The 23,547-nt window shown below is 63.9% G+C and carries 21 protein-coding genes and 1 pseudogene; 7 read left to right on the forward strand and 15 right to left on the reverse strand.

The window, feature by feature from the left end:
* Nucleotides 1-61 precede the first annotated feature (61 nt).
* Complete coding sequence (locus tag NKK50_RS12360) at nt 62-841, forward strand: helix-turn-helix transcriptional regulator (protein WP_023668824.1); 780 nt, start codon at nt 62-64, stop codon at nt 839-841.
* Nucleotides 842-860: 19 nt separating this feature from the next.
* On the opposite strand, the gene NKK50_RS12365 is transcribed toward NKK50_RS12360, so the two are convergent.
* From NKK50_RS12365 to NKK50_RS12400, 8 genes are all read right to left on the reverse strand, one after another.
* On the reverse strand, nt 861-1,442 hold the full coding sequence (locus NKK50_RS12365; RefSeq protein ID WP_023732560.1) for a DUF1349 domain-containing protein: 582 nt from the start codon (nt 1,440-1,442) through the stop codon (nt 861-863).
* Between the two features lie 15 nt (nt 1,443-1,457).
* Nucleotides 1,458-2,897, reverse strand: coding sequence for an aldehyde dehydrogenase family protein (locus NKK50_RS12370; protein WP_023696950.1), 1,440 nt, complete (start codon nt 2,895-2,897; stop codon nt 1,458-1,460).
* 165 nt (nt 2,898-3,062) lie between these two features.
* Nucleotides 3,063-3,548 (reverse strand): hypothetical protein, encoded by a 486-nt coding sequence (locus tag NKK50_RS12375; protein WP_023745190.1) that lies wholly within the window; start codon nt 3,546-3,548, stop codon nt 3,063-3,065.
* A 99-nt stretch (nt 3,549-3,647) separates the two neighbouring features.
* The gene (locus tag NKK50_RS12380) at nt 3,648-4,529 is read right to left on the reverse strand and encodes an ABC transporter permease (protein WP_352543488.1); all 882 of its coding nucleotides are present in this window, start codon (nt 4,527-4,529) and stop codon (nt 3,648-3,650) included.
* Nucleotides 4,526-5,485, reverse strand: a complete 960-nt coding sequence (locus tag NKK50_RS12385) for an ABC transporter permease (protein WP_352543489.1) — start codon at nt 5,483-5,485, stop codon at nt 4,526-4,528. Before NKK50_RS12385 ends, NKK50_RS12380 begins: the two co-directional genes overlap by 4 nt.
* Nucleotides 5,486-5,522: 37 nt before the next feature.
* Nucleotides 5,523-7,166: an ABC transporter substrate-binding protein gene (locus NKK50_RS12390; protein ID WP_023738076.1), complete on the reverse strand. Its 1,644-nt coding sequence runs from the start codon at nt 7,164-7,166 to the stop codon at nt 5,523-5,525.
* A 35-nt stretch (nt 7,167-7,201) separates the two neighbouring features.
* Nucleotides 7,202-7,978 (reverse strand): DUF427 domain-containing protein, encoded by a 777-nt coding sequence (locus NKK50_RS12395; protein WP_023738075.1) that lies wholly within the window; start codon nt 7,976-7,978, stop codon nt 7,202-7,204.
* Between the two features lie 15 nt (nt 7,979-7,993).
* Complete coding sequence (locus tag NKK50_RS12400) at nt 7,994-9,352, reverse strand: LLM class flavin-dependent oxidoreductase (protein WP_023738074.1); 1,359 nt, start codon at nt 9,350-9,352, stop codon at nt 7,994-7,996.
* 191 nt (nt 9,353-9,543) lie between these two features.
* Here NKK50_RS12400 and NKK50_RS12405 point away from each other — a divergent pair, with 191 nt between their 5' ends.
* A complete protein-coding gene (locus tag NKK50_RS12405; protein ID WP_352543490.1) occupies nt 9,544-11,346 on the forward strand; it encodes a dipeptide ABC transporter ATP-binding protein in 1,803 nt (600 codons plus the stop codon).
* Nucleotides 11,347-11,427: 81 nt separating this feature from the next.
* On the opposite strand, the pseudogene NKK50_RS12410 reads toward NKK50_RS12405, so the two are convergent.
* A pseudogene (locus tag NKK50_RS12410) lies at nt 11,428-11,607 on the reverse strand (ATP-binding cassette domain-containing protein); the annotation flags it as partial.
* A gap of 139 nt (nt 11,608-11,746) precedes the next feature.
* Here NKK50_RS12410 and NKK50_RS12415 point away from each other — a divergent pair.
* Genes NKK50_RS12415 through NKK50_RS12435 form a run of 5 tightly spaced genes read left to right on the forward strand, consistent with a single transcriptional unit; the run spans nt 11,747 to nt 16,604 of the window.
* Nucleotides 11,747-12,982 (forward strand): ROK family transcriptional regulator, encoded by a 1,236-nt coding sequence (locus tag NKK50_RS12415; protein ID WP_050590935.1) that lies wholly within the window; start codon nt 11,747-11,749, stop codon nt 12,980-12,982.
* A gap of 16 nt (nt 12,983-12,998) precedes the next feature.
* Nucleotides 12,999-14,078, forward strand: coding sequence for a Gfo/Idh/MocA family protein (locus NKK50_RS12420; protein ID WP_352543491.1), 1,080 nt, complete (start codon nt 12,999-13,001; stop codon nt 14,076-14,078).
* Nucleotides 14,078-14,914, forward strand: a complete 837-nt coding sequence (locus NKK50_RS12425; RefSeq protein WP_023694227.1) for a sugar phosphate isomerase/epimerase family protein — start codon at nt 14,078-14,080, stop codon at nt 14,912-14,914. The genes NKK50_RS12420 and NKK50_RS12425 overlap by 1 nt, the downstream gene beginning before the upstream one ends.
* Entirely contained in the window at nt 14,911-15,714 is an 804-nt protein-coding gene (locus tag NKK50_RS12430; protein ID WP_352543492.1) for an alpha/beta fold hydrolase, read from the forward strand. The genes NKK50_RS12425 and NKK50_RS12430 overlap by 4 nt, the downstream gene beginning before the upstream one ends.
* The gene (locus tag NKK50_RS12435) at nt 15,711-16,604 is read left to right on the forward strand and encodes an ROK family protein (RefSeq protein WP_023752415.1); all 894 of its coding nucleotides are present in this window, start codon (nt 15,711-15,713) and stop codon (nt 16,602-16,604) included. Before NKK50_RS12430 ends, NKK50_RS12435 begins: the two co-directional genes overlap by 4 nt.
* 26 nt (nt 16,605-16,630) lie before the next feature.
* Here the strand turns inward: NKK50_RS12435 and NKK50_RS12440 are convergent, their stop codons facing one another.
* The 6 genes from NKK50_RS12440 to NKK50_RS12465 form a co-directional block, all read right to left on the reverse strand.
* Nucleotides 16,631-17,629: an ABC transporter ATP-binding protein gene (locus NKK50_RS12440; RefSeq protein ID WP_023668840.1), complete on the reverse strand. Its 999-nt coding sequence runs from the start codon at nt 17,627-17,629 to the stop codon at nt 16,631-16,633.
* A gap of 30 nt (nt 17,630-17,659) precedes the next feature.
* Nucleotides 17,660-18,721 (reverse strand): Gfo/Idh/MocA family protein, encoded by a 1,062-nt coding sequence (locus NKK50_RS12445; RefSeq protein ID WP_352543493.1) that lies wholly within the window; start codon nt 18,719-18,721, stop codon nt 17,660-17,662.
* A gap of 250 nt (nt 18,722-18,971) precedes the next feature.
* Entirely contained in the window at nt 18,972-19,811 is an 840-nt protein-coding gene (locus NKK50_RS12450; protein ID WP_023668842.1) for a carbohydrate ABC transporter permease, read from the reverse strand.
* Nucleotides 19,812-20,038: 227 nt separating this feature from the next.
* Nucleotides 20,039-20,968 (reverse strand): carbohydrate ABC transporter permease, encoded by a 930-nt coding sequence (locus NKK50_RS12455; protein WP_023707791.1) that lies wholly within the window; start codon nt 20,966-20,968, stop codon nt 20,039-20,041.
* Between the two features lie 245 nt (nt 20,969-21,213).
* Entirely contained in the window at nt 21,214-22,473 is a 1,260-nt protein-coding gene (locus NKK50_RS12460; protein ID WP_352543494.1) for an ABC transporter substrate-binding protein, read from the reverse strand.
* Nucleotide 22,474: 1 nt separating this feature from the next.
* Nucleotides 22,475-23,431, reverse strand: coding sequence for an N-acetylmuramic acid 6-phosphate etherase (locus NKK50_RS12465; protein ID WP_023696935.1), 957 nt, complete (start codon nt 23,429-23,431; stop codon nt 22,475-22,477).
* Nucleotides 23,432-23,547 lie beyond the last annotated feature (116 nt).

Below are 23,547 nucleotides of genomic sequence, written 5' to 3' on the forward strand. Positions count from 1 at the left end.
GCCTTGCGCCATGTGCCAAAAGACACAATGACCGCCGGACCGGGATCGCTGAGAAAAGGGCATGCGCATGGGCAATATCTGGGGGCCGCTCGCCAAGGCGATTGCCGCCACCGGTACGGACAGGCATGTCGACTGCCTGATCGACCTGATCGGCGCCGACATCGAGCACGATCTCGTCACCGTGACCCGATATTCGGCGACGAAGACGCCGGAATTCATCAAGCACCGGCGCTTCTCCGACGAGATGGTCCGGCGCTATCTCGACAATTACTACGTCTTCGACCCGTTCTATGCCTCGTGGCGGCGTGAGCAGAGGCTGGGCATCCTGCCGCTGAAGCGGCTTGCCGATGACGAGGCCAAGCGCGGCCAGTACATAGCCGGCTTCCTGGCGCAGTCGGAAATCTGCGATGAGGTCGGCATCATGCTGGCCGATGGCGGCGACTGGTGCCTCGGCATCTTCCTCGACCGCTCGACCTCCACCTTCAAGGAGAGCGAGATCGCCCTGCTGGACGAGCGGCTGCCGGTGTTCGAGGCCTTGCATGCGCTCGACATCAAGGCGCGCGGCACCGAGTTCTCCCGCACATCGGCGCCGACCGGCCCCGGCGCCTCGCCCCGGCAGGAGCCGACCATCCCGGCGAGCCTGTGGCCGGAGCTGTCGCTGCGCGAGCGGGAATTGGTGCAGTTGATCCTGGCGGGACATCCGACCGCCAACATCGCGGAACGGCTCGGCATCGCCGTCGGCACGGTGAAGAACCACCGCCGCCGCATCTACGAGAAGCTCGACATAACCACCGAACGGGAGCTGTTTTTGCAGTTCTTCCAGCATCGGGCAGACGGTTAGTCCGCCATCGATATGGCCGTCAGTCGTGCAATTGCCTGGAAATCGGCGGGCCGACAGTAAAGCCGGAGAATGTTACCTCAAACCCTTCGCGCTGCGGCGAGCAGCACATCATGCCGACATCGACGGATTTGGAGATCGGGAAATAAGCCAGCCGCACCGGCTTCCACTTGCCGTCGGTGGTATCAAGATATTGGATGCGGATCGCCTCGGCATGGCGGGTCAGCCGGATGCGCACGCCGTCGGGGCCGGTGGGAATGCTGAGCAGCGACCAGTCCGAGGTGTCGTTGGTGACCACCACCGAAAAGTAAGCCAGCCCGTCGGTGTATTCGATGCCGGCCTTGATCCAGTGCGTTTCACTCAGCCGCAGCATCAGCCCGGCCTGGTCGTAGAGCACCTTGTAGTCGCCCTTGACGGTGACTTCGGCGCTGAAGTCACCCTCAACCGGGCGATAGAGGAAATGGCCATTGTCACGCCAGAAGCCGTAAAAGGTTTCGCGCCAGAAGTCGGTTTCCCCGCCGGTGCGCACATGCACGATGCCATTACCGAAAGCATGGTGCGGCGGCGGGTTGAGCCAGGTCAGTTCCTCTTTCGCCGCTGTCATCGGTTCACCCGTCAATTAGCCGGCAAAGGTGTAGGCTGTCTTCACCGTAGTGTAGAACTCCGCGGCATAGCGGCCCTGCTCGCGTGGGCCGTAGCTCGAGCCCTTGCGGCCGCCGAACGGGACGTGGAAGTCGACGCCCGCCGTCGGCAGATTGACCATCACCATGCCGGCCTCGGAATTGCGCCGGAAATGCGTGGCATGCTTGAGGCTGGAGGTGCAGATACCGGAGGTCAGGCCGAAGGGCGTGTCGTTGGCCACCGCCAGCGCCTCGTCATAATCCTTGACGCGGATGACATTGGCGACCGGACCGAAGATTTCCTCGCGCGAAATGCGCATGGCGTTGGTGCTCTCGGTGAACAGCGCCGGCCTGAGATAGAAGCCGGGTGTTTCGCGGTCCAGCCGCTCGCCGCCGAAGGCGAGGTTGGCGCCTTCCTGGCTGCCGATGGCGATATAGTCCTCGTCCTGCTTCAGCTGGCTCGCATCGACGACGGGCCCGATCTGGGTCTTGGCATCAAGCGCATCGCCGATGACGAGTTTTTCCAGGCGCTCCTTGAGCACGGCAACGAAGCGGTCATGAATGCCTTCGGTCACCACCAGGCGCGACGAGGCCGTGCAGCGCTGGCCAGTCGAGAAATAGGCGCCGTTGATGGCGCACTCGACCGCCGTGGCGAGGTCGGCGTCGTCGAGCACGACCATCGGATTCTTGCCGCCCATTTCGAGCTGGAACTTGCGCATGTGCTCGACGCTTGCCGCGGCCACGCGTTTGCCGGTGCCGACCGAGCCGGTGAAGGTGATGGCGTTGAGGTCGGGGCTGTCGAGCATGGCCTGGCCGACCACCGAGCCCTTGCCCATGACCAAATTGAGCACGCCTTTCGGCAGGCCGGCGCGGTGCAGGATGTCGACAATGGTCCAGGCGCTCTCCGGCACCAATTCGGCCGGCTTGAAGACGATGGTGTTGCCGTGGGCGAGCGCCGGCGCGATCTTCCAGGTGGGAATGGCGATCGGGAAATTCCACGGCGTAATGATGCCGACGACGCCAACGGCCTCGCGGGTGATCTCGACGCCGACGCCCGGGCGCACGCTGGGCACCAATTCACCCGACAGGCGCAGCGTCTCGCCGGCGAAGAAGTCGAAGATCTGGGCGGCGCGGATGGTCTCGCCAATGCCCTCGGCCAGCGTCTTGCCCTCTTCGCGCGACAGCGCGCGGCCGATCTCGTCCTTGCGCGCCATGATCTCGTCCGACGCCTTTTTCAGCACGGCGTGGCGCACCAGCGGCGCCGAACGCGACCAGGCCGGGAAGGCGGCTTTGGCCGCCGCTATGGCCTGCTTTGCCTGTTCGGCGCCGGCCGAGGCATATTCGCCAACGACATCGCCCGTGTTCGAGGGATTGATGTTGCGCGAGCCGGCCTCGCCCACCCACTCGCCATCGATCAGATTTTTACGAAACAGGCTCATGTCGCGGTTTCCTTGTATTGGTTCGCTGGCGGTGCCGTATGCCTGAATCATTTATCAGACAAATGACGACACTGTGAGGGCTGAAATCTAGCTGCGGACTGGATAGCCGATGGCGCGCGGCTATGAAAGCCGCGACCTCAAGATGGACAATATGAAGCGGCCCTGTCAGGTCGGAAAAGTCCAGAACAGGCAAGCCAGCGTCGCCGCGGCGAAGATGACGAAGAACAAGCTCCTGAGCAGGATGTTGCGGCGCAGCCCGTTCATGGTGAAATGGCTGCCAACGATGGCCGCGGCGAACAGGAAACGCCAGTTCAGGAGCGCCCACAGCACGCTGCTCTGGCCGAAAGCCCAGCGGGCGACGAGACAGCCGACAATTGTGGCGAACAGGGCAATCACCGCCCAGAACAGCGCATCCGCAGCATGGGTCAAGACGATGCCGGCGGCGCGGATCGGCAGGATCATCATCAGCATGGCGCCGAAAAAATAGACGGCGGCGAGCGGCAGGAACGAGCGGGCATCGGCAATGCCGTCCAGCCGCCTCACGCCGATCGCGCCATAGGGATAGCCGTGCCTGGCCACCGCCAGGCTGAGCGCCATGAGCAATGCGGTGAGCACCGCGACCAATGCGAATGTAATGAGGGCCTTGCTCATGCCGTTCCTTTCTTTGAGGCCTGTCAGAGCCGAATCACGAGGAACGATTTTAGCGCACGGTCCGCGATTGCGCGTCAGCTTTGCTGAGCGTTCCGCTCTTCACCGATCGCTGTTTTCGAAGGCGCCCATGCCTTGCGCGATCAGATTGGTTGCCATGACAAGCGAAACGATGGCTGCGGAGTTGAAGATCACCACCCACCATTTGCCGCCGGTCAGGAAGCCGTAGCCGTCGGCGACCGCCAGTCCCCAATCGGCTGAGGGAGGCTGGATGCCGAGGCCGAGGAAGCTCAGCGTGGCGATCGAAAAGAAGGCGTAGCCAAGCCTTGTGACCAGCTCGATGAGGATGGTTTCCCTGACATTAGGCAGGATCTCGAGGAACATGATGGAAAGAGCGCTCTCGCCGCCGAGACGGGCGGCGCTGACATAGTCGCGTTCGCGCTGCTCGCGCACGGCGGCACGCACCGTCCGTGCCACCAGCGGGGCATAGGCGATGCCGATCACAAGGATGACGGTGAGGTTCGATGACCCAAGCGCGACCAGCGCCATGGTGACGAGGACGATGAAGGGAAAGGCCATCAGCGTGTCGAGCAGCCTGGCGCCGATGGCGTCGATCAGCCCGTCGAAATAGCCGAGCACGAGGCCAAGCACGCTGCCGGCGGCAACGCCGAGCAGTGTTGCTGCCGGCGCGACCAGCAGGATGTCACGCGAGCCGACGACGATGCGCGACAGCACGTCACGACCGAGCTGGTCGGTGCCGAACCAGTGCGCCGCGTCGGGCGGCGCCAGCATGACGAGGAAATCCTCGGCATAGGGATCGTAGGGCACAAACAGGCTGCCGAACACGGCACAGCCGACCCAGAACAGCAGGATCAGCGAGCCGATGATGACCGAGGGCGGCAGCTGCGAAACAGTCTCGCGGATGCGACTTGCTGCCCGCCAGCGCAGCGTACGGCGCTCCGGCAATTCCATCAGTTCCATCATGGCGAGACACGGCGGCGCTGCCGCGGATCGAGCAAGGCATTCACGAGATCGCCTGCCGCGGCCGACAGCACGAAGATGGTCGCCATGACCAGCACGCCGGCTTCGAGCATCGGGAAATCGCGCGCCTTGGCGGCGTTGAGGACAAGGTTGCCGAGGCCCTGTATGCCGAACAGGGCTTCGATGACCACCAGACCACCCAGCATGTAACCGGTCTGGGTCGCGAGCACGGCGATGGTCGGCGTCAGCGCATTACGCAGCACGTGCCGGATGAGTATCTCGCGACGCTCGAGGCCCTTCAGGACGGCGGTGCGCGTATAGTCGGCGGCCAGCGCCTCGATCACGCCGGCCCGCGTCATGCGAGCGATGTAGCCGGCAAGGTTCAGCACCAGCGGCAGCGCCGGCAGGATCAGATAATAGCCACTGACCCACAGCCCGGCGCCATCGGGAGCAGCGCCGGTGATCGGGAACCAGTTCAGCCACAGGCCGAAGACGATGAGCAACAGCAGGCCGGAGACGAAGTCCGGGACGATGCCGAAGGACACGCCGGCGAGTACGATCAGGCGGTCGATAAAGCGGCCCTGGTTGAGACCGGCGACGATGCCGGCGCCGATGCCCAGCGGCAACAGAAAGACGAGGATAATTCCGGCAAGGGCCGCCGAGCGCTTGAGGCTTTCCAGAACGAAGGGCGCCACCGGCAAACGCAGCGACAGGGAGGTGCCGAAGTCGCCTGACAGCACGCTGCTGAACCAGTGCCAGTATTGCACGAGCACCGGCTGGTCGGCGCCGAGCTGCCTGTTCAGCGCCGCGACCGCCTCGGCATCGGCGAACGGCCCGAGCATGAGGCGACCGACATCGCCGGGCAGAACCTGCCCGGCGAAGAATACCAGCATGCTGACCAGCCACAGCGTGAGCAGAAGCGAGGCTGCCCGCGCCGACACAGTGCGGCCGGTCAGCATCGGATTTTAGTGCCCGGAGTGGCTGGACGTCTCGCAATCATGCCTGGGCGAACGTCACGCGGTCGAGCAGCAGATGCGAGATCGCCGTGAAGCGGACGCCCTCGACCTTCGACGAGACGATGCGGCTGTATTGCGAGAAGTAGCTGATGATCAGCGGCGTCTCGTCCAGCAGCAAGGTCTGGATCTTGCCCGCGGCAAGGCGTTGCGCCTGAAGGTCGCGGGCCTTGCCGTATTCGAGCAGCAGCCCGTCATAGGCCGGGTTGTTGAAATGCGCGGCGTTCCAGGCGCCCGAACTCTTCAGCGTCGCGTTGAGGAAGATGTCGGGCGTGCCGCGATGTCCGAAATCGGTGATGCCGAGATTGGAATCGAGCCATGGCGACGAGCCGAACTTCGCCGAGCCATAATAGGCGTCCTGCGGCAGCACGTTGAGCTTGATGTCGATGCCGGCCTTCTTGGCGAAGTTCTGGATCAGCACCGCATAATCGGGAATGTCATAGGCGCGTTCGGTGGTCAGCGTCACCGGGAAGCCGTTCGGCACGCCGGCCTCGCCAAGCAGGCGCTTGGCCTCGGCGATGTCCTGCTTGCGCTGCGGCACCGACGGATCGGCCGAGGGGAAGATCGGCGCGAACGGGGTGTCGTTGCCGACGATGGCGCGGCCCTTGAGCAAGCCCTTGACCACCGCCTCGCGGTCGATGGTGAGCGCCAAGGCGCGGCGGATGCGCTTGTCGGTGAACGGCGCCTGGTCGGTCCGCAGATGCACCTCGTCATGCGAACTTGCCTGCACGCTGAGCAGCTTGAAGTTGGGATTGCCCTCGATCGCCAGTTCGAGCCGGGTCGTGCTCGGGATGACGTCGAGCTGGCCGGCCTGCAGCGCCAGCACCTGCGCCTGCTCGTCGTCGAAGAACTTGATCTCGACGCGGTCGGGCAGCGCCTTGTCGCCCCAATAGTCTGGGTTGCGCACGAAGCTGGCGCCCTGCTTGGGGCGGAAGGATTCGAGCTTGAACGGGCCGGTGCCGTTGAAATTCTTCTCGAAATCGCCGGCATAGTCGGCCGGCAGGATGACGGCATTGTAGACGTCGGACGAGACATAGAAGGGGAAGTTGCTGTTGGGCCCGTCGAGATCAAAGGCGACTGTCTGGTCGTCGACGACCTTGGCGCCGCCCTTGGACAGGATGCCCTTATAGGCAGACAAAGCGGACGAACCGCTGGCCGGATCGACCAGCCGCTCGAAGCTCGCCACCACATCCTTGGCGGTGACGGTGCGGCCGTCGTGGAATTTCACGCCCGGCCGCAATTTGAAGGTCCAGCGGCTGGCGGTCTCGTCGGCCTCCCACGACAGAGCGAGCTTGGGCTGCAGACCGTCCTTGGGATCGTCGAGGATGAGATATTCGCCGACCTGGCTGATGACGCCGATGCTGGCCGGATCGGTGATGGAGACGGGATCGATCGCCTTGGTCGGCTGTCCGAGCCCAACGCGGACCGTGCCGCCGGCGCCGGCAGCGCGCGCAGTGCCGAAACCAGCAAGTCCCTGCGAGGCGGCAAAGCCGGTGAGGCCGATCAAGGCTGCGTATTTCAGCAGATCGCGGCGCTTGAGGAAGCCGGCCTGGTGCTCATCGACGGCGACGTTCCAGATGTCGCCGGACAGATTGCGAAGCGTATCGATGTCGTTGCGTTTGGTCATTTTGAAACCCCTGTCTGAAATGACTGTTGAATGGCTTAAGCGACTGGTTCGCCGTCGAGATGGATGCGGTCGACGGCTTGCGGGTAAAAGGCGATGAGGCCCCTGATCTTGGGCATTTCGGCAATGGGATCGCGGTAGCTCCAGGCGACATCGGGGCTTACCGAGCCGTCGGCGCGCCGGCCCGACCAGTAGGAGGCGATGCCCTTGTAGGGACAGCGCGTCGTGCTGTCCGAAGCGACCAGCCGGTCGAGCCTGACATCGTCCGGGTGCAGGTAGAAACGCGTCGGTAGATGCGTTTCGAACAGCAGCACCGGGCGATGGCTGTCGGCGATCAGTTCGCCGTCGAACCAGATTTGGACGTGACTTGAACTCTGCAGCACATCGATGCGTGCGTATGGATCGCGGGCGTGGACGAAGACCTCTTCTTCCTCCTCGAACCATTGGTCGACCGCCTTCCAGGTGAAGGCGATACGCCCGGCCAGCGGCGACAGATTTTCATCCGGCGGCGCGACAAGCGACCAGGCCGCGTTGGGCGAAGCTTTTTCTCCCGTCTCCAGGTTCCAATAGGTGGTTTCGCCACCGACGGGATGGCGCTGGCTATGCTCGGACGGCTTTAAGAGCGAGCGGTCCACCGAGGAGGCCGGGAAGAAATAGATCGGCAGAAAATGGTTGGAGCGCAGCACCAGGACGTTGCGGCTGTCGGCGATGGTGCGGCCGGCGAATTTGACCCGAATGCGCTTGGGGCTGTGCAGAACATTGATGAGCTGCGGAGCCGTGGCTTCGCGGGGCTGAAGTTTTGGCGCTGCGGTCATATCAATTGCCCCAAGTCAGGATACGGCGCGCACATTGTCGCGCTGTTCGGCGAAGCGGTTGGCCGGCCGAGCCAGGCCGAAACGGTCACGCAGCGTCCCCGGCGCATATTCGGTGGGGAATACGCCGCGGCGCTGCAGTTCCGGCACGACCTGCTCGGCAAAATTCACCCAATCCTCCGGGAGCAGCGGGAACATCAGGTTGAAGCCGTCGGCGGCACCTGCCTCGAACCAGTCCTGCAGCTGATCGGCGATCTGGTTCGGTGTGCCGACGACGGTCGGCACCGAACCGCTGTTGGCGAGCTTGCGAGCGATCTCGCGCAGAGTGAGGTTCTGCTTCGACCATTCCTTGACGCGATTGAGCGAGGTGCGGCCGCCATTGAAGGTGCTCTCGTCCGGCAGCGGCGGCAGCGGGCCGTCCGGCGGATATACGGAGAGATCGACGCCGCTCCAGCTCGAGAGAAGGTCGATGCCGACCCTATCGGGAAGCAAGCTCTGCAGATACTCCTGCCGCTCGCGTCCCTCCGCTTCGGAAGCTGCGACGATCGGCAGGATGCCCGGCAGGATCTTGAAGCTCTCGGGCTTGCGACCGTAACGGGCGAGGCGCTCGTTGATGTCCTGCCTATAGTTGATGCCGTCTTCCTTGGTGCTGTAGATGGCAAAGTGCGCATCGGCATGCGCGGTAGCGAAATTCTTGCCGTCTTCGGACGAGCCGGCCTGGACGATCAGCGGATGGCCCTGCGGCGGGCGCGAGACATTGAGCGGTCCGCGCACCTTGAAGTGCGGGCCCTTGTGGTTGATCGCATGGACCTTGTCGGGATCGGCGAAATAGCCCGATGCCTTGTCGATAAGCAGGGCTTCGTCTTCCCAGCTGTCCCACAGTGCCTTGACGATATCGAGGAATTCGGTGGCGCGCTCATAGCGAAAGGCGTGCTCGATATTGCCGTCGCGGCCGAAATTGCGGGCCTCCTCGTCCATGGCCGACGTCACCACATTCCAAGACGCCCTGCCCTTGCTGATATGGTCGAGCGTGGCAAACATGCGGGCGACATTGTAGGGCTCGCTGTAGGAGCTCGAGGCGGTGGTGATGAGGCCGATATGCCTGGTCACGCCGGCAAGCGCCGACAACAGCGTCAGCGGTTCCAGGCGGGCATTGGCGTAATGGGCTACGCCGCTCTGTACGGAATCCCAGATCGCGACATGGTCGGCGACGAAGATCGTATCGATCCTGGCGCGCTCGGCAGACTGGACGAGATCGCGGTAGAAGTCGAAGTCGAGCACTTCGCGGCCCGGCGCGCGCGGATGGCGCCACGACATGCGATGATCGCCCTGCGGATTGAAGAAAAACGCGCTGAGGATCATGTGGTCGCGTGCCATGCCGGTCTCCTTGCAGAACTGCTTCAGGCGACCGTCGCGATGCCTCGACCGGCTGCGACAATCTCTCCTGAGCGGTGAAAGGTAGATTGCGCTCCAGCTTAATTCGAGTAATTTTATAGAGATTGTGCGGCGCGAAAGCGGAAGCGATTGCCCTCGAAGACCGCGCCGAAAGAAAGTGGTTTCAGCAAGACATGTCGTCATCGGTTCTGAACGTCGAGCAGCTCACCGTCGCCTATGATGAACGCCGAGGATCGCATCCGGCCGTCAACGGCGTGTCGCTCACCATCGGCGAAGGCGAAGCGCTCGGCCTTGTCGGCGAGTCCGGCTCGGGCAAAAGCTCGGTGGCACTCGCTATTCTGCGCTATCTGCCGAGTAACGCCCGGATCGCCGCGTCGGCGCTCGAGTTCCAGGGCCGCGAGATCCGCAATCTCTCCGGCGAACAGCTGCGCCGGCTAAGGGGCGATCGCATCGCGGCCGTCTACCAGCATCCGGGTGCGGCGCTCAATCCGGCCATGACGATTGGCCGGCAGATCACCGAGACGATCATGCGGCATCGCCCGGTTCGGCAGGACGAAGCACGCACCCGCGCCGCCGAGCTGCTCGGCCGCGTCAGGGTGAGCAATCCGGAGCGGGTGCTCGATCTCTATCCGCACGAATTGTCGGGCGGCATGCAGCAGCGCGCCAACATCGCGATTGCCATTGCGCTCGACCCGTCGCTGCTGGTGCTGGACGAGCCGACGACGGCGCTTGACGACAGCGTCCAGTCCGAGATCGTCGCCATCCTGCAGGACTTGCGCCGCGATCACCAAACCAGCGTTCTGCTGATCAGCCATGACATCAACATGGTCCGCCGGGCCTGCGATCGGGTGGCCGTGATGCAGTCGGGGACGGTGGTCGAAAGCGGCATCGCCAACGATGTCTTCGAGAACCCTGTTCACGCCTACACCAAGGCGCTGATCGCCTCGATCCCGGCGCTCAACTTCACCAAGCGCGACGGCAGGCTGGCCGAGATGCACACAACCGGCCCGTCGAAGCCTGTCCGCAGCGATCAACCGGAAGCCGCACGTCCGATCGCCGTCGCCTGCAAAGGCATCAGCCACGCCTTCGGCTCCCAGGCCGTCCTGCACGATATCGACCTGGAGATAGCCCAGGGCGAGACGTTCGGGCTGATCGGCGAATCCGGCTCCGGCAAGTCGACATTGGCAAGGATCGTGACTGGCCTCCAGACGCCGGACGCTGGGTCGGTCGAGCTGTTCGGCAGCACTGTCGCGCCGCGCGTCGAGAAAAGAAGCCTGAGCGAACGGCGCGACGTGCAGATGGTGTTCCAGTCACCCGACCGCACGCTCAATCCGCGCCAGCGGATCGGCAGGATCCTCGGCCGTCCGCTGCGGCGGCTCGCCGGCTTTGGCCGCAGCGAGGTGAAGCAGCGTGTCGGCGATCTCCTGGCCTCGGTTCGTCTTGCCGCTACGACCGTCGACCAGAAGCCGAGATCGCTGTCTGGTGGCCAGCGCCAACGGGCGGCGATTGCGCGCGCCTTTGCCGGCGTGCCGAAGCTCGTGGTGTTGGACGAGCCGACCTCTGCGCTCGACGTTTCCGTGCAGGCGACCGTGCTCAATTTGCTCAACGACCTGCAGCGCGACAAGGACACCACCTATCTGTTCATCAGCCACGACCTCAGGGTGGTGCGCTATATGGCCGACAGGATCGGCGTGCTCTATCGCGGCCGGCTGGTCGAGGCGGGGTCATCCGAGCAGATTTTCCGTGGCCCCAACCACCCCTACACGAAGCTGCTTCTGGCCGCCTCCTCGGATGAGACGGCGCCGAGGGCTCCGGCTCAGCTCGACGTCGCGGCACACGATGCCGAAACCTCCGGATGCTCCTTTGCCGCCCGCTGTCCTGTCGCGCTGCCCGATTGCCGAAAGGCGCAACCACCCGTCAGGCAGGCCGGCGACGGTCATCTGATCGCCTGCTGGAGGGACACAGGCAGTCTCTGATTGCGAAGCGGGCCGGCCCAACTGCAAGCCTGCCTTCGAAGAGATGTCCCCCGGCCGATGCGCCGGAGGACAGGCTTGGGAGGCGCCGGACGTCGGCTGGAAATTTCCGGCGATGGTTTTGACCAGCGTCGATTTGCCGGCACCATTGTCGCCCATCAGGCCGAGAACCTCGCCCTCATTGATGTCGAGCGACACATTGTCCAGCGCGCGGACGGCACCGAAATCCTTCACGATATGTTCGAGACGCGCTAGAACCGGCACGCATCCTCCCATGCCAATTTGTAAGTTTCTGATACAAATCCTCGTTTGAAACTTGGGTCAAAGGGCTTGGGGATGCTGAATATCTTGTTGCAATGCACCCAACCTTGGGTCTTTCAAACCGCCTAGAAATTCTATTAGTATGCAAATCAAACAAATTGTGGAGAACGACGTGCTGGTGTCGACCGATCTTCGGCCGAACGAAACGAGGGCACTTGCGGCGCTGTTTCGTGCCGGCGCGTTGAGCCGAGCGGCGCTCGCACGCGATCTCGGCCTGACCCGGTCGACCACCGGCGCCCTGGTGCTGGGGCTGACCGAAGCCGGTCTGGCGCGCGAGCGGTCGGATGGAACGGATGACGAGCAGGATAGCGAGGGTCGGGTCGGCCGTCCCGGTATCCTGGTCGAGATCGAAGGCAATGGCGGCTTCTTCCTTGGCGCTTATATCGGCGTCAACTGGATCGCAGTCGTGACTGTCGACCTTGCCGGCGCGCGGCGTGCGAGCGCCTCTAGGGCATTTGCCGGCCCCGGTAGCACGCCCGAAGCCGCGGTCGACATCATCAAGGAGCTCGTTGCCGAGATCCGGTCGCAATTGCCTGAAGGCACGCGCCCCTACGGGCTCAATGTCGCCGTGCCCGGCTTCCCCGCAGCTGATGGCGTCTCATACCATGCCACCATCCTTGGCTGGCACGGGGTCAATCTGGCGGAGCTTTTGGGCAATGCCTTTGGCGACGATTTTCCGATCCTCTTGGAAAACGATGCCAATGCCGTCGCGGTGGCCGAGACATACCGGCCGCAGCCGGGAAAGGACGATGAGGATGCCCTGGTCATCCTGATCGAGAACGGCGTCGGCGGCGGCATCATCAATGCCGGCAGGCTGCATCGCGGCCGACTCGGCGGCGCCGGCGAAATCGGTCATCTGCGCATCGGCGACGAAGGTTTTGTCTTCGACGCGAAGCGCCCGGGGCGGCTGGAATCCTATGTCGGCAAAGATGCGTTGCTGGCTCGCTATTTGCACATAAGCGGACTGCGCGCCGGCGTGGATGAGTTTGTCGCGGCGCTTGCCGGCGGCGATCCGGCAGCCGTCGCCACCGCGCGCGACTGGGCGCTCTGGTTCGGCCGCGGCCTGGCGACGCTCACCTGCACCTTGCAGCCGGAGCGCATCATCCTCTCGGGCTCGGTCAATGCCGTCTATCCTTTCGTCGCTGAGCAGGTCGAGGCTTTCCTGTCGGACTTCCTCGCCGAAGGCTATCCCGTTCCCCGGATCGAACTGGCGCGCGTCCGCGCCGACGGTCCGGCATTGGGCGCTGCCTGCCTGCTGCATCAGGCAGCTTTGTCGGGCGATCCGCAATTTCAACTTCGCGGCCTCGCCGCGCGCTAATCAGGAGAAAGATTCCATGCCTCGCAAAGATGAAAAGCGGCTGCGTGTCGGCGTGCTCGGCTGCGGTCCGATTGCGCAGGCGGCGCATTTCGAATCCTGCACCAAGGCGCGCAATGCCGATCTCTATGCCATCTGCGATGTCGCCGACGATCTGCGCGACAGGATGGCGGCGACCTACGCGCCCGAAAAATCCTATGCCGACTATGGCCAGATGCTGGCCGATCCCGACCTCGATGCCGTCATCATCGCGACATCGGACACGTTCCACGTCAAGGCCACGGAACTGGCGCTGGATGCCGGCAAGCACGTGCTGTGCGAGAAGCCGCTGGGCGTTTCGGTCGAGGAAGTCGAAGGCTTGCGGGCGGCGGTCGACAGGAGCGGCAAGGTGCTCCAGGTCGGTCATATGAAGCGCTTCGATCCCGGCATCCAGGCGGCCAAGGCCTTCGTCGACGACGAGATGGGTGAGCGGCTGGCGTTCAAGGGCTGGTATTGCGACAGCACCCATCGCTACCCGATGACCGATGCGGTCCAGCCGCTGATCATCACCAGCACCAAGGCGCGCAAGCCTTCCGTCAATCCCAAGGCGGATCTGCGCCAGTATTACATGCTGGCGCATGGCAGCCACCTCATCGACACGGCGCGCCATCTGCACGGCCCAATCGAGGCGGTCGAGGCCCGGCTCACCGAGCGCTACGGCGCCTATTGCTGGTTCATCACCACCATCTTCGCCGACGGGTCGGTCGGCCATCTCGACCTGACGGTTGCCGTGCGCATGGACTGGCACGAAGGGTTTCAGATGTATGGTCAGAACGGCAGCGTTCTCGCGAAGACCTATAACCCCTGGTACTACAAGAGCAGCGAGGTCGACATTTTCCGCGAGGCCGATGGCAGCTGGCATCGCACGCTTGGCGCAGACGGTCACTTCTATCGCCGCCAGCTCGAAGGCTTTGCCGATGTCGTGCTGAATGGCGCGCCCATGGTTGGCGCCGGCATAGACGACGGCATCGCATCGGTCAGGGGGATGGCGGCCATCGCCCGCTCCGCCGCTGCCGGCGGCCGCGCCGTCCGCCTCGCCGACGTCGACGGGGTCGTGTGATGCAGCTTGGGATCTTCGCCAAGACCTTCACCACCACCGGCGCCTTGCCGGTTCTGCGCGCGGTCGCGGACGCCGGCTACGCGGCGGCGCAGTTCAACCTGGCGTGCCTTGGACTGCCGTCGATGCCGGACAGCATCGAGCCGGATGCGGCCCGATCCGTCGTTGAGGCGAGCCGCCAGACCGGTGTTTCGATTGCAGCAGTGTCTGGAACCTACAACATGATCCATCCCGATCGCAGGGTTCGCGATCAGGGACTCGCCCGGCTCGAGGTACTGGCTGCGTCATGCGCTGACATGGGCACGCGGCTGATTACGCTGTGCACCGGCACCAGGGATGCTGAGGATCAGTGGCGCTGGCATGCCGACAATGCCACTGACGCCGCCTGGAGCGATCTTCGGGTGGAGATGGAAGCCGCGATCGCGATTGCCGAGCGCTTCGACATCGAGCTTGGCATCGAACCGGAACTTGCCAATGTCGTCTCCAGCGCGCGGGCCGCACGCCGCCTGCTCGATGAGGTGAACAGCAAGCGCCTGCGCATTGTGCTCGACCCGGCCAATCTGTTCGAAGTGGCTGACAGCGCGGAGCGTCATCGCCTGATCGACGAGGCCGTCGACCTGCTGGCCGCCGAGATCGGCATGGCCCATGCCAAGGACCGCCATGCCGACGGCAGTTTTGCCGCCGCCGGACAGGGCGTTGTCGACTTCCCGCATTTCATTAGCCGCCTTCAAGCTGCCGGGTTCGACGGCCCCCTGATCACGCACGGCCTGATGGAGGCCGAGGCGCCCGGCGTGGGCGCCTTCCTTCGCTCTGCGCTCGAAGAAAGCGGAAGAGCGTGAAACAGACCTTCAGCCGCGACGGTGCCGACCTTGCTTACCGGGACGTCGGCGCCGGCTTCCCCGTCATCTTTCAGCATGGGCTGGGCGGTGATGAAGCGCAGGTCGCCGACGTGTTTCCCGATCTGCCGGTGACCCGGCGCGTGACGCTCGAATGCCGGGGCCAGGGCGGATCCAGCTACGGGCCGGTCGAGCGGCTTTCGGTTGCCACGTTTGCCGAAGACGTCGAAGCGCTGGCCGACGAACTCGGCCTCGGCTCGGCCGTCGTCGGCGGCATCTCGATGGGTGCCGCACTGGCGCTGCGCCTGGCAGTGCACAAGCCGGCTCGTGTGCGGGCGCTGGTGCTCGCCCGACCAGCCTGGGTGGTCCAGGCGGCTCCGGAAAATATGAAGCCCTATGCCGTCGTCGGCGATCTCTTGATGCGGCATTCGCCCCAAGACGCCAGGCGTCTGTTCGATGACAGCGCTGTTGCCGGCGAACTGGCCAGATTGGCGCCGGACAATCTCGGCAGCCTGCAAGGCTTCTTCACTCGCCCGGACCCGGTTCTGTTCGGCAGGCTGCTTTCGGCGATCGCCGGCGATGGTCCCGGCGTGAGCGAGGCGGAGATCCGCGCTATCGCGGTGCCGACTCTTGTCATCGGCCATGACCATGACCTCGTCCATCGACTGGACGACGCACAGACGCTGGCCGGGCTCATTCCGTCGGCCCGGCTTTGCACCATCACAGCCAAATCGCAGGATCGCGCCGCCTACCGGCTGGAATTCCGCGCCTGTCTTTCGGAATTCCTGGAACCGCTCGCATGACCGACAAAACGACTGATGAGACCATCGCCGTGGTCGAGATCGGCGGCACGTCGGTCAAGGTTGGCTTTGCCGATCGCGGCCACCCGGTGGATTTCGCCCGCACCTACCCGACCGCGCAACTGCGCAAGGGCGCGCCTGTGGCGGGGTTGGCCGATGCGGTCACCGCAGCCTGCCGCGATGCCGGGCTCAAACCTGCACGGGTCGTTGCGACGGTGCCTGGGTTCATCGACCGCGACTTCGACACGGTGCTGCACACGGCCAACATTCCCGAACTGAACGGTATCCGGCTGGGTACGGAACTGGCATCGCGGCTCCGCGTTCCCGTGCGGCTCGAACGCGACGTCGTGCTGCAATTGCTGGGCGAAAGCGTTGCCGGCGCGGTGAAGCGGCAAAAGGAGGTGCTGGCGGTCTATCTCGGCACCGGCATCGGTGCGGCCTATCTCGGCAAGGACGGCATTTTCAGGGGCGGCGGCTGGGCGCTGGAAATCGGCCATATGCCGATCTACCGGCCTGACGAAAGCGGTCCGCCAAACCGGGTCGAGACCTATGCCTCAGGGGCAACGCTCGTCGAACTCGCGACAGACTACGATATCCCGGTGGCCGATCTGTTTTCGGCGGCCGGGCAGCCGCCATCGCTGCGCGAATGGCTCGACGAAATCGTCTGGCAGCAGGCGGTGGCCGTCGCAACGGCAGCCGCCCTGTTTTCCCCGCAGACGATCCTGATCGGCGGCGGTATCGTCGACATGAAGTCCTATCCCCGCCAGACGCTCAAGCAGCGCATCGCGGACAGCCTACCGCATTCGCTTGTTGTAGAGCCTCTGGACATACGCTGGGCGGCCCTGGGCTGGCAGGCGGCGATCCATGGCGCGGTGCTGCTCGGCGCGGTGTGATCGCCGTGGTTGCTGTCGGCGAAGGATTACTTGATCGTCTTGCCGTCCGCCCCAAACCGGTATGTCTTACCCGGCTCGGGCGTTGCATACAGCGTCGCACCGGGCTCGGCGTCGTAGACACCGAAAATGCGCACCGTGATCAGCCCGGCCTTTTCGCAGTCGAGATAGAGGTTGGTGTCGGCGCCGAGATGTTCGGCGTGCACCACCGTTCCCTTCCAGGCACCGGACCTTGGATCCACGGTCAGATGCTCCGGCCGCACGCCGATCGTCTTGGCCGTCTCGCCCAATCTGGCGCCGTCGATGAAATTCATCTTCGGCGAGCCGATAAAGCCGGCGACGAACTCGTTTGCCGGCGAATTGTAAAGCTCCATCGGGCCGCCGATCTGCTCGATCTGGCCAGCGTTGAGCACGACGATCTTGTCGGCCAGCGTCATCGCCTCGACCTGATCATGGGTGACGTAGATCATCGTTGCCTTCAGCCGGCGATGCAGCTGCGCGATCTCCAGTCGCGTGTTGACGCGAAGCGCTGCATCGAGGTTCGACAAGGGCTCGTCGAAGAGAAACAGTTTTGGCTCACGCACCACGGCGCGGCCGATGGCGACGCGCTGGCGCTGGCCGCCCGACAGTTCCGCCGGCCGCCGCTCGAGATACGGTTCCAGCGACAGCATCGACGAGGCGACGCCGATGCGGCGTTCGATCTCCGGGGCGGGCGTGCCGGCCTGCTTGAGGCCGAGGCCCATATTGTTCTTCACCGTCAGATGCGGGTAGAGCGCGTACGTCTGGAACACCATGGCGATGCCGCGTTTTGCCGGGGGCGTGGCCGAGACATCGGCGCCGTCGATCACCACTCTGCCGGAGGTCGAATCCTCCAGCCCGGCGATGACCCTGAGCAAGGTTGACTTGCCGCAGCCAGATGGGCCGACGAAGACGACGAATTCGCCGTCGGTCACTTCGAGGTTGATGCCTTTCAGCACCTCGACCGGCCCGAAGGCCTTCTTCACATTCTCGATTACCAGCGAGCCCACGGCTTCGTCCTTGTTCTAGAGTTTGCCCTACTAGAGCTTAACTGGGGCGCCGCTGCGCACGCTCTCATCGGCGGCAAGGCAGACGGCGAGCGATTTCACCGCGTCGTCCATGTGGCGGGTCAGGTCAATGTCTTCCCGGATCGCCTTCAGCACGAAAGCCTGTTCGAGGTCGCAGAGATCCTGGTGGCCGGGTTCGCCGTCCATCGACAGCATCTCGTCCGGCCTGGCGAACTTGCCGTCCGCACCCGTCGCAGCGCTGTGCAGGCGGATGGTCGAGGTCTTGGTGTGGGTGTCGATGTCGTCCGACTTCACACCCTCTTTCATGACGATCGACACGCAGCCATTGGGCGAAATCACGTCCTTCACGAAGAACGCCGTTTCCGAGATCATCGGTCCCCAGGCCGCTTCGTACCAGCCGACCGAGCCGTCGTCGAACAGCACCTGGAGATGGCCGTAATTGTACATTGTCGGCGCGATCTCCTCGGTCAGCCGCAGCCCCATGCCGCGCACCTCGACCGGCTTGGCGTCGGTGATCTGCAGCATGACGTCGAGATAGTGCACGCCGCAATCGACGATCGGCGACGTCGTCTGCATCAACTGCTTGTGCGTCTGCCAGGTCGGGCCTGACGATTGCTGGTTGAGGTTCATGCGGAACACGTAAGGGCCGCCAAGCTTGCGCGCCTCGGCGATCAGCCTGACCCAGGACGGGTGGTGGCGCAGGATGTAGCCGATCACCAATTTTCGGCCATTGGCCTTGGCCGCGGCGACGACGCGCTTGGCGTCCGCCACCGTCGTTGCGAGCGGCTTCTCGACGAAGACGTGGCAGCCGGCCTCGAATGCCTTCACCGCATAGTCGGCATGGCTGTCGGAATAGGTGGCGATGCAGGCGACATCCGGCTTTTCATCGCGCAACGCGTCGTCGAAGGAGCGCCTGATGCCATAGCCCGACAGCCCGTCCGGTAACGGCACGTCGGAGCGGTTGATCAGGGCCGCGATCTCGAAGCCCGGATTAGTGTGGTAGGCCAGCGCATGGCTACGCCCCATGTTACCGAGGCCTGCGACGACGACGCGAAGGGGCGATTTAGAGGTCACCTAACTACTCCAGATGTTCCAGTTGTTCCTTCTGAGAGGGTGTCACCCCACCCGGCGCTTCGCGCCGACCTCCCCATCGAGGGGAGGTAGGACGTTGGCGCGAACACCCTCACTGCCAAAGAAGCTTCTCCGAAAGTCGCCCTTTGGCGGTCGTGAATGAAGCCACGACCTTTTACCTCCCCTTGATGGGGAGGTCGGCGCGCAGCGCCGGGTGGGGTGAAGGCTCCAGCAGAGATTTGTAGGGCTCCGCTCACTTGACGGCTCCGGATGTGATGCCGCGGATCAGCTGCCGCGAGAAGATGACGTAGAGGGTCAGCACCGGCATGATCGCCAGCGAGAGTGCGGCCAGGATGGCGTTCCAGTTGGTGACGAACTGGCCGAGGAACAACTGCGCGCCGAGCGTCACCGTCTTGGTCTCTTCCGACGGCGCCAGGATCAGCGGGAACCACAGATCGTTCCAGATCGGGATCATGGTGAAGACGGCGACCGTCGCCATCGACGGCCGCACCAGCGGCAGCACCAGCCGGAAGAAGATCGTGTATTCCGACAGGCCGTCGATGCGGCCGGCATTCTTCAGATCGTCGGACACCTGCTTCATGAATTCCGACAGGATGAAGACGGCCAGCGGCAGCCCCTGCGCGGTGTAGACCAGGATCAGCGCCGTCAGCGTGTTGACCAGCCCGCTCGCCACCATCAATTGCAGGATGGCGACGGTGCCGAGCCGGATCGGGATCATGATGCCGAGCGCGAGGTAAAGCCCCATCAGCGTGTTGCCGCGGAAGCGGTATTCCGAGAGCGCGAACGCCGCCATCGCGCCGAACAGAAGCACGAAGAACAGCGAGGCGACGGTGACGACCAGGCTGTTCTGGAAATAATGGATGAAGTCGCCCTGGCCGATCACCGTGGTGTAGCCGATCAGGTCGAAGGTTTTTGGCGTCGGCGGCGTCAGCGGCTCGCTGAAGATGCCGGCGCGCGATTTGAACGAGTTCATGATGACCAGGATCACCGGAAACAGCGCGATCGCCGTGTAGGTCAACAGGATCGCGTGGGCGCCGATGGTGCGGGGCAGCGAACGGGTGGCGGTGCTCATTGAAAGGTCTCCTGACGAGCGATGACTGTTGAGGTCGGCACCAAGGCACCCCCCTCTGTCCTGCCGGACATCTCCCCCGCAAGGGGGGAGATCAGATGCCGCGACTGCTTTCGCCAATCGCCAACGTTGCAAGACGAGCGGCAAGGCCAGAGCTGCCAATCTCCCCCCTTGCGGGGGAGATGGCCGGCAGGCCAGAGGGGGGTGTTCAAAGCTCGACATCTCGCCCCTCAGAACTGGTAGCGACGCAGGCGCGTCTGGACGAGGAAGAGGTAGACGCAGACGCCGCCGAGGATGATCAGGAACATCATCGTGGCGATCGCCGCGCCCATATTGGGATCGCCGGTCTGCAGCTGAAAGCCGAAGAAGGCGCGGTAGAGGAAAGTGCCCAGAATGTCGGTCGAATAGTTCGGGCCGGCGAGCGCCCCTTGCGCGGTGTAGATCAGGTCGAAGGCGTTGAAATTGCCGACGAAGGTCAGGATCGAGATGATGCCGATCGACGGCAGGATCAGCGGCAGCTTGATCTTCCAGAACTGCGACATGCCGGTGATGCCGTCACATTCGGCCGCCTCGATCACCTCTTCGGGGATCGACAAAAGGGCTGCATAGATCAGCATCATCGGGATGCCGACGAACTGCCACACCGAGATCAGGCTGAGCGCGGTCAGCGCATATCGTTCCTTGCCCAGCCACGGCGTGAACAGGCTTTTCAAGCCGACCAGGTCCATCAGATGCGGCGCCACGCCCCATAACGGCGACAGGATCAGTTTCCAGGCGAAGCCGACGATGACGAAGGACAGGATGGTCGGCACGAAGATCGCGGTGCGGTAGAAGGCGGCGAACCTCAGCCTCGGGCTGGAAAGAAGTGCGGCCAGAAGCACGCCGATCGGGTTCTGCACCACCATGTGGATGATGAAGAACCAGGTGTTGTTCCTCAGCGCGTTCCAGAAACCCACCGACCAGTTGGGGTCGCCGAACAACGTACGGAAGTTGGTGAAGCCAACGAACACCTGATGCTGCTCGACGTTGCGGAACAGCGACAGCTGCAAGGTGCCGGCCAGCGGCAGGATCATGATCGCCGTATAGACCAGCAGCGCCGGCGCCAGGAAGACGCCGATATGCCAGCGGAACGGTCGTTTCGGTCGTGTTTGTGCGGCCATGAGTGCGGTCCCCGCCGATCAGGTTTAGCAATGCCTTCGACGGCAGCGCTGCCCCTCACCCTCACGCTCTCCCCGTGAAAGACGGGGAGAGGGGGCGCCTGCGTTTCGGCTGATCCTTCTCCCCGTCACTATACGGGGAGAAGGTGCCGGCAGGCGGATGAGGGGCGGCGCCGTCGTTCGCAGTCGATGATGCTGTCGAAAAACGCAGGGCCGTCCACTTGGGGCCCTGTCTGTTGTCTGAGCTCTTACTTGCCCGGCTTGTACCAGCTGTCGAGGCCGTCCTGCAGCTTCTTGGCGGCAGCTTCCGGCGTGTCGGTGCCATTGATGACGTTGGCCGATTCAACCCAGGTTTCGTTCTCGAGGTTCGGCGTGCCGCGCGACAGGATCTGGTAGGTCGAGCGGATCGTCGACTTGCACTTGTCGCGCCAGGAGACGAATTCCTGCGCCAGCGGGTCTTCCATCTTCACCGGGGTGGAATTCAGGCTGAAGAAGCCCGGCAGTGCGTTGGCGTAGATGGTGGCGAAGTCCGGCGAGGCGACCCAGGACAGGAAGGTCTTGGCCGCGTCGGCATTCTTCGACGCCGCATTCAGGCCCATGCCGATATCGGTATGGTCGGAGATGTAGCAGGTGTCGCCGGCCTTCTCGACCGGCGGCGGGAAGGCGCCCATCTTGAACTGCGCCTGGGTGTTGAACAGGCCGATCTCCCACGATCCCGCCGGGTAGATGGCGGCGCGGCCAAGCGTGAACAGGTTCTGGCTGTCCGGATAGGTCTGGGCCTCGAAGCCGTCGCCGAGATAAGGCTTCCACTTGGCCAGTTCCTCATAGGGAGCAACCCAGTCCTTGTCGGTCAGCTTCTGGTCGCCCTTGATCAGCGCTGCGCGGCCCTCTTCGCCCTTCCAGTAGTTCGGACCGATGTTCTGATAGCCCATGGTCGCGGCTTCCCATAGGTCCTTGGTGCCCATGGCCATCGGGATGTAGGTGCCGTCGGCCTTGATCTTGTCGAGCGCGGCGAAGAACTCGTCACGCGTCGTCGGCACCTTGAGGCCGAGCTTGTCGAAGGCGTCCTTGTTGTAGATGAAGCCGTGAATGACCGAGGCCATCGGGACGCAGAAGCTCGCCTTGCCGTCGTCGGTCTGCCATGCCGCCTTGGCGACCGGTGAGAAGTTCTCCATGCCGGGCAGCGAAGACAGATCGGCAAGGTTGCCCTTCTTGAACAGTTCGAGCGATTTGTCGAACGGGCGGCAGGTGATCAGGTCGCCAGCCGAGCCGGCGGCGAGCTTGGCGCCGAGTGCGGCGTCATACTCGGTCGGCGCCGACGCTGCGAACACCACTTTGATGCCCGGGTTCTTGGCCTCAAAAGCCGGGATCAGCTTGTCCTTCCAGATGGCAAGGTCGTCGCCGCGCCAGCTTTCGATATTGAGCGTTACGTCATCGGCGTGAGCCAACCCGGCGGTGCCGAGAATGCTGGTGCCGAGAAGCAGTGCCGTCAGTAATTTCGTTGTCATGCTAGTCTCCCTGTTGACCTTTTTCAGGTTCGGTTTTGAGAACAGGGGCCTTCGCGCCCTTGTTCCCCTCGATCGCGGAAAGGGCCGGCCGCAGCTTCTGGCCGGTCCCTTCCAGTATCTTCTCGGCCGCAACGGCGTTGGCAGCGCCGGCGGCGAGCAGAATGGCTGTCTTGACGACGCCGCCGCTCGCTTCGAGCAGCCGCACGGCGTCTTGCCGGTCGCGGCCGCTGATAGCGGCGACGATGCGAGCCGCGCGGTCGCGCAGCTTGATGTTGTCGGCGGTGAGATTGACCATGTAGCCGTCATGGACATGGCCGAGATGAATGGCGGTAAGCGTCGACAGCATGTTGAGCGCGATCTTCTGGGCAGTGCCGGCGCCCATGCGCGTCGAGCCGGCAATCACCTCCGGTGGCGTCTCGAGCAGGATGGCGACGTCGGCCAGCCTGAGCAGGGGCGTGTCCTTGTTGTTGGCAATGGCGATGGTTGCCGCGCCCCGGCTGCGCGCATCCTTCAGCGCCTGCACCGCATAGGGCGTCGAGCCGCTGGCCGAAATCGCGATCAGGCAGTCGCCCTTGCCGATGCCGGCGCCGGCAATTGCCGTCGAGGCTTCGTCGGTGTCGTCTTCCGGTCCGCCGGCCAGGGTCTTGAAAGCGTCGTCGCCACCGGCGATGAGGATGGCGATGCGTTCGCGCTTGATGCCGAAGGTGCCGGGCAACTCCAGCGCGTCGGCCAGCGCCATCAGGCCGGAGCTGCCGGCCGCAGCATAGGCGAGCTTGCCGCCGCCGTTCAGCCGCCCGGCGATGATTTCGGCTGCGGCGGCGATGGCGGGAATGGCGTCGCGCACAGCCTTGGCGGCCTCGATCTGCGCATTGACCAAAGAAGAAAGGATGGCGTCCGGGGCCTGGATGTCCAGTCCCTCGGCATTGCTGTGAAGCGCTTCGGTGCGCGGTTCGGCCATCCCTGTCCCTCCGATGGACGAACAATACCAAAAAAATACCACTTGTCCACACGCATTAACGAAATTGCGAACTAGAAAGCGTTGAGCCGGCGAAATTCCGGGTTTTCAACCTGATA

The sequence above is a fragment of the Mesorhizobium sp. M0001 genome, assembly GCF_040324255.1.
Taxonomy (GTDB): Bacteria; Pseudomonadota; Alphaproteobacteria; order Rhizobiales; family Rhizobiaceae; genus Mesorhizobium.

Coding starts and splice junctions, on each gene's coding strand:
- NKK50_RS12395 (WP_023738075.1), bottom strand. CDS start 7,978: ATGACCGCAGCGCCAAAACTTCAGCCCCGCGAAGCCACGGCTCCGCAG.
- NKK50_RS12455 (WP_023707791.1), bottom strand. CDS start 20,968: ATGGCCGCACAAACACGACCGAAACGACCGTTCCGCTGGCATATCGGC.
- NKK50_RS12380 (WP_352543488.1), bottom strand. CDS start 4,529: ATGATGGAACTGATGGAATTGCCGGAGCGCCGTACGCTGCGCTGGCGG.
- NKK50_RS12460 (WP_352543494.1), bottom strand. CDS start 22,473: ATGACAACGAAATTACTGACGGCACTGCTTCTCGGCACCAGCATTCTC.
- NKK50_RS12365 (WP_023732560.1), bottom strand. CDS start 1,442: ATGACAGCGGCGAAAGAGGAACTGACCTGGCTCAACCCGCCGCCGCAC.
- NKK50_RS12435 (WP_023752415.1), top strand. CDS start 15,711: ATGACCGACAAAACGACTGATGAGACCATCGCCGTGGTCGAGATCGGC.
- NKK50_RS12360 (WP_023668824.1), top strand. CDS start 62: ATGCGCATGGGCAATATCTGGGGGCCGCTCGCCAAGGCGATTGCCGCC.
- NKK50_RS12420 (WP_352543491.1), top strand. CDS start 12,999: ATGCCTCGCAAAGATGAAAAGCGGCTGCGTGTCGGCGTGCTCGGCTGC.
- NKK50_RS12390 (WP_023738076.1), bottom strand. CDS start 7,166: ATGACCAAACGCAACGACATCGATACGCTTCGCAATCTGTCCGGCGAC.
- NKK50_RS12425 (WP_023694227.1), top strand. CDS start 14,078: ATGCAGCTTGGGATCTTCGCCAAGACCTTCACCACCACCGGCGCCTTG.
- NKK50_RS12400 (WP_023738074.1), bottom strand. CDS start 9,352: ATGGCACGCGACCACATGATCCTCAGCGCGTTTTTCTTCAATCCGCAG.
- NKK50_RS12375 (WP_023745190.1), bottom strand. CDS start 3,548: ATGAGCAAGGCCCTCATTACATTCGCATTGGTCGCGGTGCTCACCGCA.
- NKK50_RS12465 (WP_023696935.1), bottom strand. CDS start 23,431: ATGGCCGAACCGCGCACCGAAGCGCTTCACAGCAATGCCGAGGGACTG.
- NKK50_RS12405 (WP_352543490.1), top strand. CDS start 9,544: ATGTCGTCATCGGTTCTGAACGTCGAGCAGCTCACCGTCGCCTATGAT.
- NKK50_RS12415 (WP_050590935.1), top strand. CDS start 11,747: ATGCAAATCAAACAAATTGTGGAGAACGACGTGCTGGTGTCGACCGAT.
- NKK50_RS12370 (WP_023696950.1), bottom strand. CDS start 2,897: ATGAGCCTGTTTCGTAAAAATCTGATCGATGGCGAGTGGGTGGGCGAG.
- NKK50_RS12450 (WP_023668842.1), bottom strand. CDS start 19,811: ATGAGCACCGCCACCCGTTCGCTGCCCCGCACCATCGGCGCCCACGCG.
- NKK50_RS12385 (WP_352543489.1), bottom strand. CDS start 5,485: ATGCTGACCGGCCGCACTGTGTCGGCGCGGGCAGCCTCGCTTCTGCTC.